Raw genomic sequence first — 13,706 nt, 5'->3', positions numbered from 1 at the left:
ATGTCAGGAGCAATCTTATCATTTAAAGCGGTTTTACCATGAAAATATCTGTCATTTTTACCACCTACAATTCACCTGTTTGGCTCGAAAAAGTGCTGTGGGGATTTCATTATCAAACAGATAAAAATTTTGAGTTAATTATTGCAGATGATGGTTCAACTACTGATACAAAAGCCTGTATTGACCGTTTCTCTCAAAGCTCAGATTTAGATATCAAACACGTATGGCAAGAGGACGAAGGCTTTCAAAAGTCGCGCATTATGAATAAAGCATTGCTCGTCAGTACCTGTGATTATGTGCTGTTTACCGATGGAGATTGTATTCCTCGTCGAGACTTTGTTGCTGTGCATAAAGCGCACGCCCGCCCGGGCAAATTTTTGTCGGGTGGTTATTTTAAACTCCCGATGCCTACCAGTGATCTAATCAGTCAGCAACATATTGCATCGGGCCAAGCGTTTGAGCGAGATTGGTTAGTGAAAAATGGCGTCAAACGTAATCGAAAACTCGGAAAATTGACCACCTTGCAATGGAAGCGCGTCATATTAAATTCAGTCACGCCTGCTAAACCTACCTGGAACGGGCATAATGCATCGGGCTGGCGCGAAGATATTTTTGCTGTAAATGGTTTTGATGAGCGAATGCAGTATGGTGGCCAAGATAGGGAGCTTGGTGAGCGTCTAATGAATCGAGGTGTACGTGGTATTCAAATTCGCTATTCCGCGGCTTGTCTGCACCTAGAGCATGATCACAGTTATGTTAAACCAGAAATGATCGCTAAAAATAAAGCAATTCGCGCGACCACGAAATCCAATAAATTAACCCGTACTGCTTATGGCATAATAAAAGACTAGGGTTTTTCTCAGTTAATCGTTGAATTAATTCGCAGTTTGCTGTATAAAATGCGCCCTCTTGTTGATAGCTAAAGCTGGCACGCGTATTTGCATGCTTGTCGGAGCTAAGTATTTTTAGAATTGTTTGGAGACAAATACGATGTCCAAAGTATGTATAGTGACAGGCAAGCGTCCAGCGGTAGGTAACAACCGTTCACACGCTAAAAACTCGACTCGTCGTCGTTTTTTGCCAAATCTACAAACCCACCGTTTTTGGGTTGAAAGCGAAAACCGTTTCGTTAAATTGCGTTTATCTGCTAAAGGTATGCGTATTATTGATAAAAAAGGTATTGATTCAGTATTGACTGATATCCGTGCCAATGGCGTAAAAATTTAAGGAACACAGATTATGCGTGATAAAATCAAGTTAGTGTCTTCTGCTGGTACCGGTTTTTACTACACCACAGATAAAAACAAACGTAACATGCCTGGCAAAATGGAGATCAAAAAGTTTGATCCTAAAGTACGTCAGCACGTTTTGTTTAAAGAAGCCAAAATTAAGTAATTAATACTTGTTTTGTCTCCCGAAAGACCCGGCTTATGTCGGGTTTTTTGCGTTATATTTCTCCATGTAAAGCGATCAAATAGACTGTTTTGTGTTGTGCATTACATGACATAATCAGTAGATGACACTGCCACTTTACTTTATTTCATCATGATCCGACTCACCTCTCGCGCTTGGAATAACGTCCTGATTATTTCCATGCTGTTGCTTATCTTAATGTTTAATCTAAGCGGAAACCTCTTTTCAAATGAGGGCGCTACAGATGAAGCTATCGATGTACTTATTCCCCATGATGCCATGCTCACTAGCATTGTGACCCACGCTTATACTATTGAGCGAGTAGGCAGGGGGTGGCGCTTTGTACCGCCATCAAACGACTTAGTTAGCGAAGAAAACCAGGTAACGCGTGAGAATCAAACCGTTATTGACAATCAGACCCTTACAGACCTTGTTATAGCGTGGCAAAACGCTGAACTTGCCCCCATTGGTAATGCAACGCTGACGGGAGCTACACAGGTTAATCTATGGCTAGCGGGAGAAAGTGCGCCTAGGCACTACCTGTTTTTTCAGGTAGGGGAAGATATGCTTGTACAATACCCAACCCAAGGCGCTCAGTTATATAAAATTACCAATATGACCTGGTCACAGCTCTTTTTAACGGATACCCCAAATGCCTGAATTACCCGAAGTTGAAGTCAGCCGCTTAGGCATTAGCCCTCACTTAATTGGCCAGCAAATTAAGCAGGTCGTTGTGCGTCACAAGCAATTACGCTGGTTGGTACCTGATGAAGTACATCTAGCCGAAGGGCTGCGGGTCAATGATGTGCGACGCCGCGCTAAGTACTTATTTATTGATACGGATGCAGGCAGCATTATTTTGCACTTAGGCATGTCGGGTAAGTTGCGGATTGTGAACAGTGATACCCCCGTTATCAAACATGATCATCTTGATGTCGTATTAACCAACGGTGTGTGCCTGCGTTTTAACGACGCGCGGCGCTTTGGTGCTTGCTTGTGGCAAGATGTCAGTGAACCAGAGATAGGCATGATTGCGGCCCTCGGCCCTGAGCCACTAACAGCGGACTTTGATGGGCAGCGTTTATATGATCTTTCCCGCACCAAGAGTGTGGCCGTAAAGAACTTTATTATGGATAATAAAGTGGTCGTTGGGGTTGGGAATATATACGCGAATGAAGCCTTGTTTATAGCCGGCATTGATCCCAGAAAAGCGGCTAAAAAAGTCAGCAAAAAAACGTACCTCGCGCTCGGTGACATTATTAAAGACGTCTTGGCGAAAGCCATAGAGCAGGGCGGTACGACCTTAAAAGACTTTACGCAAGCCGATGGCAACCCTGGATACTTTGCACAGCACCTGCGCGTGTATGGGCGCAAAGGTAAAGCATGTGAAGTCTGCGCGAGTGAAATACAGTCAGTTACCCTAGGGCAGCGTAATACTTTCTTTTGTGAGCAGTGCCAAACCTAATAGCCTTAAGCTTGGCGTCTGAGCTCTTATCTGCCCCAATACCCGAGTTTTTTACGCATTTTAATACTGCGAATTAAGTTAAATGGCTTTCTCTTTAGCTTAGGGGGGTTACAGAGCATGTTTTGAGTGGCATCTACTATGCGTGCGCTTGATTGCCCATCTGTATAAGGATGAGTTTGCGCTGCGTAGTCGCCCAATTTCTCCATCAATTCTGCAGGTCTTGTTAATGCGTATTCAATGCTTTTCTCAAGATCGGCTGGGTCGGTCACATTAATAAAATGCGGCTTGGGGTATTGGTTTTTCATCGTTACTACTGGCTTATTCAGCATCAAGAACTCAACCAGCATGGATGAGTTATCTCCCAGCATTAAATCGGCCTCTAACATCAATGGCATCGCATTGTCAGTTTCAACAAAGGTCAAATTATCATGCTGAGCCGCTTTGTAGGCATCTACGGTACTTTGCGCCATTTTAGGGTGGAAGGTTACTAACCAGCGCCACTTCGTATCTTGAGATAAACGTTTTATGGTTGGCAACAGTGCTTCTGCTTGGGACATTCTAGGTGAGAAAGTCGATGAAAATAACACAACAGGGCGCGGGTCTGTTTTGTCGATCTTAGGAGGGTTATTGAAGAACGGATCCATTTTACAAAAACCGGTTTCGACGACTTTGAAAAACTGATGTTTTTTCTCAAGTAGTTTAAACGTATCGGTCATTGACGGACCATGAGTACAATACAAATCAAAGCAATCACGAATGATAAATGAATAATTTAAACCATCTTTTTTACGCGTTTTAAAACCGATAAAACCGTGACGTACGCACACCTTTAAACCGGGAATAAATGAAGGCACCATGTTGCCAGGAACAAATACGGCAACAGGTTGATAATCGATGACAGCCTGCACATTGGGTAATTGTGTTTCTTGTGGTTGGAAATAAGCTTTATTAACGTTGTTACCTTCTACAAACCAAGCGACGGTGTCGCCTCTTCGGTGTATCTCATCTTGCAACGGGCGCAGTATTTGAAATGAGTAATTTTCAGATATGTAAAAAAGGTAATGTTTTGCCATGTTTTCTCAATTGGATCCTTGGTCACGCGCTTAACAAGGTAAGCGCGAAGTCGTGTAGAAATATAGTGTGCTAAGTTATTGCTGTAGCTTCTCTTTCAGCGCAGCTTGTACCGCAGGGTGACAAAACTGGTCTACTTTCCCTCGGTGCAGCGCCACTTCTTTAACCAGTGTTGATGAAATAAAAGAGTTTTCTTCTGCTGGCGTTAAGAAAATACTTTCTAAATTAGGGTTTAAACGACGGTTCATGTTGGCCAGCTGAAATTCATATTCAAAATCAGATACTGCGCGAAGGCCGCGGATGAGCACTGTGGCACCTTGGCTATCCGCAAAGTCAGCAAGCAAACCTTCGAAGCCGATCACTTCAACGTTAGGTAGATGTGCTGTCACTTTTTTTATCAATTCAACCCGTTCTTGCAAGCTAAACAAAGGTTTTTTGCTTGGGTTTGCTGCTATACCAACAATGACGTGGGCAAACATATTAGCAGCGCGCTCAATTAAATCCGCATGACCATTAGTAATCGGATCAAATGTGCCCGGGTAGACAGCTTTTGTGTGCATAATTTTATACCTTATCAATATGGCCGCTTTTGCCGCCTCGTTAAATGCTTACCAGCGGTAAAATGCACTTACTCGTTTAAATTGTTCGCCAAAACGGTCTTCGCCTACATCAAGATCAAGGCCCCAGAAACCGTATTGCGTTGCGTAGCTGTATCGAACTGTTAGCTCTTTAAATGCTTGTTGCGCGTTGGAATTAGAATCGCCGTCTGCAGTTCTTAGTGTCACATCGATAACCTGATCAGATGCGAATCTCCAATTCATATTCAACGAATGTGTGGTTTTTTGTACTTGTTCTTGCAAGGGAAAAAGATCTCCCGCCCAGTGACCAAGCGCTTGCCCTTCATTGGTGTAACCCGCGGTATAAAAACCGGACTGGTAGAAAAGCTCGTCTAAACGGGTAAACTCATAACGTAATGATATGTCGTTGGTTACCATAGGGAAATAGACTCCAAACGCAAGTGCTTTGTCATCAGTTTCTTGTTCGTTAACCTCTGGAGCATGGTCAAAAGCGAGTTCACCGTATACAGATACAGGAAACGCAAAAGGCAGGTTTATCTTGCTAGAGATAGCCGTTTTTTGGTCACTTGCAAGCGCTTGTGGGTTAAGGCTGGGGGTGTTGTCTTCACCGGAGGGGCTAAACAGATCCTGAAATGCATCGCCGATACTTAAATTGTTATTAGCCCCAGCATATTTTAATGTGCGGCTGTAGCCTATTGTCCAAGCTTCAACAGGGGATATGCTGAGGTGTAGCCCCAACAAGTTGGGTTCACCATTAAAAAGCTCACCTTGTTGGCTAATGCCTATGGTGTCATCAAGTTTCGCGTAAAAGACTTCATAGCGAATATCCCAGTCAGTAATAGGAGTCGCATTGCTAAGCGTGACGGACACGCTAGGTTTGGCATTGGTGCTGCTAAGCAGTGCTGAATCCTGCATAGGCGAGAACCAATGCTCTCGGTAGCCAGCTTCAATTTGCGCATATTCATAACCGAAGGCAACATGGGTGTTATATAACACGGCATCTTCGCCATCGGCATATACGGCACCACCAGCCACGTAGGCATAGGGCGAGATAAACGCTACCCCAGAAGCTGAAACTTGATAGCTCGAGTTGCGCTTGATGCCTCTTTGATTCGGTATTGGGCTACTTTCGTCCTCACCTGCAGAAACTGAAGCACTGACATGAGTTAAGGCTAATGTGTCTTTAAACCGCGCTAAGTATGCGTCTACAGAGCGATGAAGCTCAGGAAAACGCGACGCAATCAGTTTGTTGCGGCGCATAACATCAGCTGCTTTATAAGGCTTGGTAAGCGGGGCGCCAGGTGTGAGTGCCATCACTTTCTCTATTTGAGATTCAATTTCGGGTGAAATTTGCAGAGGAAGATAGGGAGATAGACCCTTTGCCCATCCTTGTGACGCGATCAGCAAACAGCCGAGTATCCAATAACGTGACATCTATTTATTCAATCCTAAACGGCAGGTGACAAAAAATCGAGTGTAACAATTCAACGTTAGATTGTAATCTGCTTTGTAATGACTATTCATCATATCAATCCCCAGCACGGCTGTAGGTTAACTTTATTACGCTGGCTCGCCGTATGCAGTTAATAACGTCTGCCAATTTTGCTCATTGAAATAAAAGGTTTGTTGTTTGTTTTGCTCTTTGTGCAATGAGCGCAGAAGGCGATCTAAATTTGCCTTCTTCCAATTATTGCTGGCGTGAATGGCACATTTATCGAAATCGATAAGCCAAATTTTCCCATTGTCGTCGAGCATGACATTGTGAATATTTAAGTCATGGTGGTAAACATTGTGGTCGTGGAATTGTCGAATACAGGCGCCTATGGCCTGCCAAGTGGTATCCGGTTGTGGGGCATCACACAAAAAACTGAACATGTCTCGACTGTTAGGAATGCGCTTGATGATGATATCCCCTTTGTACATCACGTTTTGCCGTGTGACTTGTGCGGCAACGGGTTCAGGTACCGGTAACCCAAGTCGATGCATTTGTTCAAGCAGGGTAAACTCCCGCCACGCCCTAGTACGTGACAGCCCTGTGAACAAATAACTGTCTTTGATTAGTTTGCCGATTAAGCCACCGCGGCGATAATGACGCAATACGTATTCATGGTTGTCATGCTTAAAAAAATACGTAGTACCACGGCCGGTGGCGCTGCCAGTGAGTTGTTGTTTTGCCTGCCAATATTGGCCATCAAAAATATTTAAATCAGGGGCTGCGAATATTTCAGCATCAAATATAATGGTGCTGCGATTTGTCGATGTTTGCTGAATGTTTGGCATTTAACACAAAGTGCGTTGCAAAATTTGGCATAGTGTATACCTGTATCCCCCTTGAATGCGAGCTTATGCACTAAGTGGCAGCACAACCCGTGTAACGAATAATATTAATCAAGTGAGTAAGCATTAACTATGGAGCATGATGTGACGAAAATTAGTAAGCAAGATGAAGTTGAGTTGATTCTGGGAAATTCGAATTCAAATTTTTCGGGCGTAACCTCAACCATGTTGCAGGTCATGTCTTATCAACAAAAGTTGATTAATTTGCGTGTTATGGGAAAGCATTATTTACCTGACGCAAGCCAAGCGATGACGTTTTGGCAGGTAGTCAAAATGTGCCGCAAGCCATTAAGCAACGGCAAGTATCGTGTTTTTCACGCTCGCCGAGTGGATGAAATGATCCAAGCGGTGCTGCTGAAATATGTATTTGGTGCCAAGATTAAAATGGTGTTTAGTTCTGCAGCCCAGCGTTATCGCTCTGGCTCAACCTTATGGCTAACGCGCCAGATGGATGCTGTTGTCGCTATCAGTAAGTCATCGGCTAAATACTTGGCTGATCCGCCAGACGCCATTATTCCCCACGGTATTCAAATTGAAAACTTCGCCCCTGCGGCCAATAAAGAGCAAGCATGGCAAGATCTGGGGTACGGTGGTAAGTACGGTATTGGTATTTTAGGTCGTGTACGCAAACAAAAAGGGGTTCATCTATTTGTAAATGCGTGTATTGAAGTATTGCCTAAGTATCCTGAGTACAACGCTGTTGTGGTGGGCGCTATTTCTTCTAGTCATCAAGAGTTTGTGGACGAACTAAAAGCAAAAATTGATAAAGCGGGATTGAGCGAGCGGATTATTTTCACCGGTGAATTACCATTCGAGCGTATACCGCCGATTTTTAGTGCGCTGTCTATGGTGTCTGCCTTGAGTGATAACGAGGGGTTCGGTTTAACTGTGCTTGAAGCCATGAGCTGCAGCGCCGCTGTATTAGCAACCCAAGCTGGCGCATGGGAGGAAATTATCCGTGAAGACGTTGACGGCCATGTCGTGCCTGTTAATGACCAGCCAGCAGTAACGGCTAAAATGGACTCGCTATTATCCGACCCTGAAGTGTTAAAGCAAAAAGGCTTGGCGGGGCGCGAACGGGTGTTAGCGCATTACACGGTGGAACGTGAAGCGAAAGCCTTAGTCGATTTGTTTAGAGGTTTGCAGTAAACCTTGTTTTGCGGTTTTAGCTAAAACCCAATGCCTCTAATGTGGCGCTCAGCGCGCCACTGTTTTCTTGTAAAACCTGTTTTCCGGCTTGCCCAGCGCGAGTTCGAGATGCGTCATCATCTAACCATTGCAAAACATTGTGACTGACTTGCTGGGGATTATTCACTTCAAATAATGCACCGCCATCACTGAGTACTTGGCATATAGCTGGATTGTTATAGCGGTGGGGGCCCATTAAAATTGGCACTTCAAATGCGGCGGGTTCAAGCGCATTGTGCCCCCCTCTATCAGCAATGCTGCCCCCGACAAACGCGATTGTTGCCAATGCGTACAAGGCTTGTAGTTTACCCATTTCATCGACTAACAAAACTTGTGTGTCTTCATCACATGGGTTTTGGTCAGAGCTGCGCATGCAGCGTAAACCACTTGATTGGCAAATTTGATATACCTCATCAAAGCGCTGAGGATGACGAGGCACAATAATAAGGAGCGTTTTAGGATATTGTTGAAGCACGGTTTTATGAGCTTCTAGCAAGACCGCCTCCTCTGGCGCATGAGAACTACCGGCAACCACAATGGCTCGGTCAACAAGATTAAACATCTGGGCAAATTCACTGGCTAGTTGGTGGGCTTCTGGGTGCACCGTTTGCTCAAATTTAATGTTATTGGTCAGCAGCAACGTTTGCTCTGGAGTGCGAAGTTGCTGATAGTTTTTGAAATCGCGATCACCTTGCGCACATATTTTATATAGTTTGTGCAGCATAGGGCTAAAAAGTGCCGAAATTTTTTCGTAACTACGCATAGAATTACTGGTCATACGCGCATTAATTACCGATACAGGGATCCCATTGCGCCAACATTGGTCAATCATATTCGGCCAAAGCTCCACTTCAGTAATGATAACGTGGGCAGGCGCAGCTTGTTTTAGTAAATGGCTCATCATCCAAGGCAAATCTAACGGTAAATAGCAGTGGGTTACTGTGTCTTTAAACAAACTGGTCACTTGTTTAGCCCCTGTAGCCGTGGTGGTCGTAATGGTCACGGGGATAGACGGTTGATGTCTGCGAATAGCATTTATGACGTTCGCTGCCGCAACAACTTCACCTACAGATACACAGTGAAATAATAGCCCCCCCGTTTCTGCCGTACGCAATTTTACGCCGAATCGCTGAATTCGAGCCCCTGGAGAGGTGGGTTTTTTAGTGACGTATTGAAAACAAAAATGTAAAAATACAAAGGGTAACAAAATACTCAGTAGCAAGGTGTAGCCCCATAGGCTTAATATTTCTTTTGTATTGGGAGTGAAACTGGACTTCATCTTATTACCATCAAATAGGTTCAGTTGGCATTTTAACAGTATTTCGTTGATTTTCGACTAAGCTTGAGAGCATTGAAGTACGTGCAATACCTTGAATAGGATAAAAAATTTCCTGTAATAAAAGACAATAACAAGTAATACTTACTCTGTAACTTATTCAAATTACAAGGAGTTGTGCTTTCAGTTGTTTTTGACTCTCAGAAAATGGTATTTAATTAGGAGTATTTTTTGCTGAATATTCGCCGCATCGGCTTTCGCCTGTTGCTCGCTCTAGTGATGCTATTTGGGGTACACCATACTTACGCTGACCAAGCCAAAGTACGCGTGATTGTGAACGATAACGTCAATATTAACGCTTTAAGTGAGAGCCGCGTGCGCTGGATCTTTTCAATGCGCCAAACCACCTGGGAAGACGGTTCAGCAATTAAAGTATATGTATTGCACGAGCAAGACCCTATTCATCAGCACTTTTGCAAGAATGTGCTCGGCATGTTTCCTTATCAACTTGAAAGAATGTGGAATAAATTGGCTTATTCGGGGTTAGGAGAGAAGCCGATTTTGGTGGACGATAGCCAAGATATGATTGATATGGTGAGTCAAGAGCCTGGAGCCATTGGTTATGTCATTTCTGGTTCGCTACCGCCAGGTATGCGCGAATTAAAAATCAGTAAAGAGGGATAAGATGATGCAAAAAAACGTGTTTCTTCTCTTATTCCTATCCAGTTTAACATTTTCAGGATTAACCCTTGCTGGCGACCTTGTGTGGCACGGGTTTGGTGCCCAGGGTGTTATTCAGGCTAACGACAGTAATTATATAAATGATGACGGTGATGTGTCATATCGATTAACAGAAGTAGGCCTGAACACCTCCTATCGTATCAATCAAAAACTTCGGGTGTCAGCACAAGGGATATACATCAATGGCGGCAATCGATTTGATGAGGGGGTGCGTATCGATTATCTGTTTTTGGATTACCAAGTGCTTAACTCCCCGCGCTGGAACATCAACGCTCACTTTGGCCGTTATAAAAATTATCATTGGTTATACTCCGCCACTCGAGACGTGCCGCATACGATGCCCTCGATTGTGCTACCCCAATCGTCCTACTTTGATGCATTTCGCAATGCGTCGTTGGGAAGCGATGGTATTTCTCTGACCGCTCAGCATCTTAATTCCCTAGGCGAGTGGGATATTCGTTGGAGCTATGGCAATACCCAAATCAAACAAGAACAAACAGAAAACTTAATGTCTACCTTGGCCACTGGTGAACTTAATCATGATTTTGATACGCAGTTTAGCGTTTCATTTAGCCCGCTAGGCACTGGATTGTCATTAGGTGGAAGTTTGCTAAAAACAGATTTTAGCTACGACGCTGGTGATAACGATATCTTTACCGATGGAAAAGTAGCTTTAGAGCGCTTTATGCTTAGTCTGTCTTACAGCGCCGAATATTGGGATATTAACGCTGAAGCCATGCGTGAAAAAACTGATTTTCAGGGCTTTTTCTTTGATCAGCGTGACGCAGATGCCATTGCTGAAGGCTTGTATGTGCAAGGGCGACTATTTGTCAGCCCAGATGTGACGTTACTAGCCACAATAGATACTTTCGATGCGAATAACCGCGATCGTAATGGCAGTGCATACCAGCAAGCAAGTGGCGGGGCTGTACCAGCTTATTTTGCCTTTCGCGATCAGCTCACATTAGGTGCGTCTTGGGATTTCGCCAACAATTGGCGAATTCGAGGTGAGTTTCATAAAGTGAAAGGGCGTGCGCGTTTAGCACCTGTTTTTATTCCTGATACTGTGGCCAATGATTCCAAGTATTGGGATATTTGGGCGCTGCAAATTATTTATTGGTTTTAACGATGCGTATATTTGTTAGCTTGCCATGGAAGATCATGGGCCTGCTGATCGGTTTTTTACTGATTGCCAGTGTCCTTTTGACATTCATCTGGATTGACAAAAATGACCAAGATTATTTAAGTCAGCAACAAGCGCTACACGATAAAGATTTAAGTCAAATGCATCTTATTCGAGAGATGCTAAGCAATCGAATTGAGTTGTGGTTTGAATCGTTTATTCATCTGCATGAAGATATCACTGATAACCCTCAGGCTACCGCTGAGTTTATTCGAGAAGAATTTGACTATTTGCAGTTAAATTGGCAAGTGAACAGTCTTTGGTTATTTGATCATCAGCAAGGCGTTATATTTGCCAACCATGAGCATGTGCCAGATTATGTGAGAACCAGTGTTCAGCAAACGCTAGTTAATCAATCCTCCATTACTAATATTTTGTGTAAACAATCATGCTTTCATTTAATTAGCATGCCTATTTTATCCGCCAGTGGCGAGTTGCTGGTGTTAACCGCCAGTACATCTTTACTGGAAATGATGGCTGCTCTGAATCGCTCTACATTGGCAGAGTTAGCCCTAGTGGCGAGAGATAAGTCGTCCGAGGCGCCCGCGCTTCGCGACGCGCAAATACAGTCGCCGATTTCCTATATTAAGCGACAAGAAATTAGTGCGTTACTCAAGTTAATCCCTGAAACAGTCTCATTTGATATGGTGCTAGACAAAGGGTATCGCTTAGTCATGGGCCAACAAGCATTCCTGTTGAATTTACTGCCTGTTGATGACACTCAAGCGGACAGTGCCTACCTATTGGCTGTGCACGATATCAGCGATGAGTGGGCCAGACACGAAAGTTATCAAAAGGGAGTGATTATTATCTCTGCCATCACAGTTTTATTGTGCATTTTAGCCTTTTTTGTGATGGCGGAGCGTTTACGTAGGCGCTTGCTCATTGTCGCGAAACGCTTACCGTTATTAGCGCAAAAAAAATACGATGAGTTTAATACCTTGCAGTTTACCCGTAGTCGTATGTTTTTAGATGAGATAGATGACGTGCAACATTCGACAAATTTGTTGGGTGAACAGTTAGAGTCCATGGATGGAAAAATAGAACAGAACACCCGTGAACTGGAAAATATCGCAATGTACGACCGACTCACGGGCCTGCCAAATCGCAATATGCTTAACTTTGTGTTGCGTAAAAAAATTGCAGCTTTATCGCGCGCTCCCGGGTCGCTCGTGGTCATTTTATTGGACTTTGATAACTTTCGTAAAATCAATGACAGTTACGGCCATGGTATCGGAGACGAATTTTTAATGGCAGCTGCCCAGCGATTGCGTAGTAATTTGCGAGAGTCAGATGTGATTAGTCGTTTTGGTGGAGACGAGTTTGTCATCGTGTTACAGGAAATTGATGAGGTCAGTAACGGCATCACCCTCGCTGAAAAGTTAGTTGCTAAGTTTCGCGAGTCAGTGGAGATAGGTGCTCAGCGCTTTTACACCTCAGTAAGTCTTGGGATTACTTCGTGCGATGGGCAAAATGTCACGGTAGATGATTTAGTGCGTCAAGCTGATATCGCGATGTACGCGTCAAAGGATGCAGGCGGTGATCGTTACACCTTGTTCAATGAGGGGATGAGCACCCAAGTAATGAGGCATATTGAGATCGAGCATGATGTCAGAGATGCCCTATTGCAAGAGCAGTTTAAATTCGCATTACAAGCACAAATCGATATTACCACAGGTAAGCTCGTTGGGTTTGAGGCACTAATTCGCTGGCTTCACCCGAAAAGTGGCTACATTATGCCTGATGAGTTTATTCCTATTATGGAAAATTCAGAGAGCATGATTACCCTAGGCTATTGGGGGATCAAGCGAGCTTTTAGCATTTTGGCTCATCTAGAAAGCCTGGGTATGAGCGGCTATCGCATCGCTGTAAATTTGTCTGCTAGTCAGTTTTTAGATCCTAATCTCATCAATTTTATGCGAGAGCAATTAGCGCAAAGTGATCAGGGAGCTGATCAAATCGAGTTAGAGTTGACCGAACGTACCGTTGTTGCTGACATCGAACAAACCAAAGGCATAATGCATCAACTAAAAGCGCTTGGTTTTAGCTTTTCCATAGATGATTTTGGCACCGGTTATTCTTCTCTGGCCTATTTATCCCAGTTGCCCGTGGATATTATTAAAATCGATCGAAGCTTCATTGCAGGTATGGAAAACAGTAGTGCAGACAAGCAAATTGTAAAATCCACTGTTGCTATGGTTCGAAAACTAGGAATGAAAGTTGTTGCGGAAGGTGTTGAAACCGAAACGCAGCTCAGTACCTTAAGCACCATGCGTTGCGACATAGCCCAAGGCTACTATATTTCCAAGCCCGTATTGGAAGAAGAACTTTATCCAGCATTGCCTAGCAAACTTAATGACGGAGTGTGGAAGCGTTTCGATTTGTCATTTTAACCACGAAGTAATGTAAAACAACGATGACGTTCTCTGCGATCCTTTACGGCGATAATTGAAT

Annotated in this window: 14 protein-coding genes; 9 read left to right on the top strand and 5 right to left on the bottom strand. The window is 43.9% G+C overall.

Features of this window, described 5'->3' with window-relative positions:
* Positions 1–38 precede the first annotated feature (38 nt).
* From GCHA_RS21550 to mutM, 5 genes are all read left to right on the top strand, one after another.
* A complete protein-coding gene (locus GCHA_RS21550; protein WP_007992128.1) occupies positions 39–851 on the top strand; it encodes a glycosyltransferase family 2 protein in 813 nt (270 codons plus the stop codon).
* Positions 852–990: 139 nt separating this feature from the next.
* Complete coding sequence (rpmB, locus tag GCHA_RS21545) at positions 991–1,227, top strand: 50S ribosomal protein L28 (RefSeq protein ID WP_006993455.1); 237 nt, start codon at positions 991–993, stop codon at positions 1,225–1,227.
* Positions 1,228–1,239: 12 nt separating this feature from the next.
* On the top strand, positions 1,240–1,395 hold the full coding sequence (gene rpmG, locus GCHA_RS21540; RefSeq protein WP_006993456.1) for a 50S ribosomal protein L33: 156 nt from the start codon (positions 1,240–1,242) through the stop codon (positions 1,393–1,395).
* Between the two features lie 150 nt (positions 1,396–1,545).
* Positions 1,546–2,073: a hypothetical protein gene (locus GCHA_RS21535; protein WP_052018011.1), complete on the top strand. Its 528-nt coding sequence runs from the start codon at positions 1,546–1,548 to the stop codon at positions 2,071–2,073.
* On the top strand, positions 2,066–2,878 hold the full coding sequence (gene mutM / locus GCHA_RS21530; RefSeq protein ID WP_007992123.1) for a bifunctional DNA-formamidopyrimidine glycosylase/DNA-(apurinic or apyrimidinic site) lyase: 813 nt from the start codon (positions 2,066–2,068) through the stop codon (positions 2,876–2,878). The genes GCHA_RS21535 and mutM overlap by 8 nt, the downstream gene beginning before the upstream one ends.
* Positions 2,879–2,904: 26 nt before the next feature.
* Here mutM and GCHA_RS21525 read toward each other — a convergent pair whose 3' ends face one another.
* From GCHA_RS21525 to GCHA_RS21510, 4 genes are all read right to left on the bottom strand, one after another.
* Positions 2,905–3,951 (bottom strand): CDP-glycerol--poly(glycerophosphate) glycerophosphotransferase, encoded by a 1,047-nt coding sequence (locus GCHA_RS21525; RefSeq protein WP_007992122.1) that lies wholly within the window; start codon positions 3,949–3,951, stop codon positions 2,905–2,907.
* Between the two features lie 75 nt (positions 3,952–4,026).
* Positions 4,027–4,509, bottom strand: a complete 483-nt coding sequence (gene coaD, locus GCHA_RS21520; RefSeq protein ID WP_007992121.1) for a pantetheine-phosphate adenylyltransferase — start codon at positions 4,507–4,509, stop codon at positions 4,027–4,029.
* A 48-nt stretch (positions 4,510–4,557) separates the two neighbouring features.
* Positions 4,558–5,961, bottom strand: a complete 1,404-nt coding sequence (locus tag GCHA_RS21515; RefSeq protein ID WP_007992120.1) for a capsule assembly Wzi family protein — start codon at positions 5,959–5,961, stop codon at positions 4,558–4,560.
* A gap of 126 nt (positions 5,962–6,087) precedes the next feature.
* Positions 6,088–6,807, bottom strand: a complete 720-nt coding sequence (locus GCHA_RS21510; RefSeq protein WP_007992119.1) for a 3-deoxy-D-manno-octulosonic acid kinase — start codon at positions 6,805–6,807, stop codon at positions 6,088–6,090.
* A 129-nt stretch (positions 6,808–6,936) separates the two neighbouring features.
* Here GCHA_RS21510 and GCHA_RS21505 point away from each other — a divergent pair, with 129 nt between their 5' ends.
* Positions 6,937–8,013, top strand: a complete 1,077-nt coding sequence (locus tag GCHA_RS21505) for a glycosyltransferase family 4 protein (RefSeq protein ID WP_007992118.1) — start codon at positions 6,937–6,939, stop codon at positions 8,011–8,013.
* A gap of 16 nt (positions 8,014–8,029) precedes the next feature.
* Here GCHA_RS21505 and GCHA_RS21500 read toward each other — a convergent pair whose 3' ends face one another.
* Positions 8,030–9,331 carry a 3-deoxy-D-manno-octulosonic acid transferase gene (locus tag GCHA_RS21500; RefSeq protein WP_007992116.1) on the bottom strand — a complete coding sequence of 434 codons (1,302 nt, stop codon included), beginning with the start codon at positions 9,329–9,331 and terminating at the stop codon, positions 8,030–8,032.
* A 228-nt stretch (positions 9,332–9,559) separates the two neighbouring features.
* Between GCHA_RS21500 and GCHA_RS21495 the strand changes: the two genes are divergently transcribed.
* Genes GCHA_RS21495 through GCHA_RS21485 form a run of 3 tightly spaced genes read left to right on the top strand, consistent with a single transcriptional unit; the run spans position 9,560 to position 13,645 of the window.
* The gene (locus GCHA_RS21495; RefSeq protein WP_007992115.1) at positions 9,560–10,012 is read left to right on the top strand and encodes a type 2 periplasmic-binding domain-containing protein; all 453 of its coding nucleotides are present in this window, start codon (positions 9,560–9,562) and stop codon (positions 10,010–10,012) included.
* Position 10,013: 1 nt separating this feature from the next.
* On the top strand, positions 10,014–11,195 hold the full coding sequence (locus tag GCHA_RS21490) for a hypothetical protein (protein ID WP_007992114.1): 1,182 nt from the start codon (positions 10,014–10,016) through the stop codon (positions 11,193–11,195).
* Positions 11,196–11,230: 35 nt separating this feature from the next.
* Positions 11,231–13,645, top strand: coding sequence for a putative bifunctional diguanylate cyclase/phosphodiesterase (locus tag GCHA_RS21485; protein ID WP_007992112.1), 2,415 nt, complete (start codon positions 11,231–11,233; stop codon positions 13,643–13,645).
* Positions 13,646–13,706 lie beyond the last annotated feature (61 nt).

The sequence above is a fragment of the Paraglaciecola chathamensis S18K6 genome (genome assembly GCA_000314955.1).
Classification (GTDB): Bacteria; Pseudomonadota; Gammaproteobacteria; order Enterobacterales; family Alteromonadaceae; genus Paraglaciecola; species Paraglaciecola chathamensis.
This window is presented reverse-complemented; position numbering and strand designations above follow the sequence as displayed.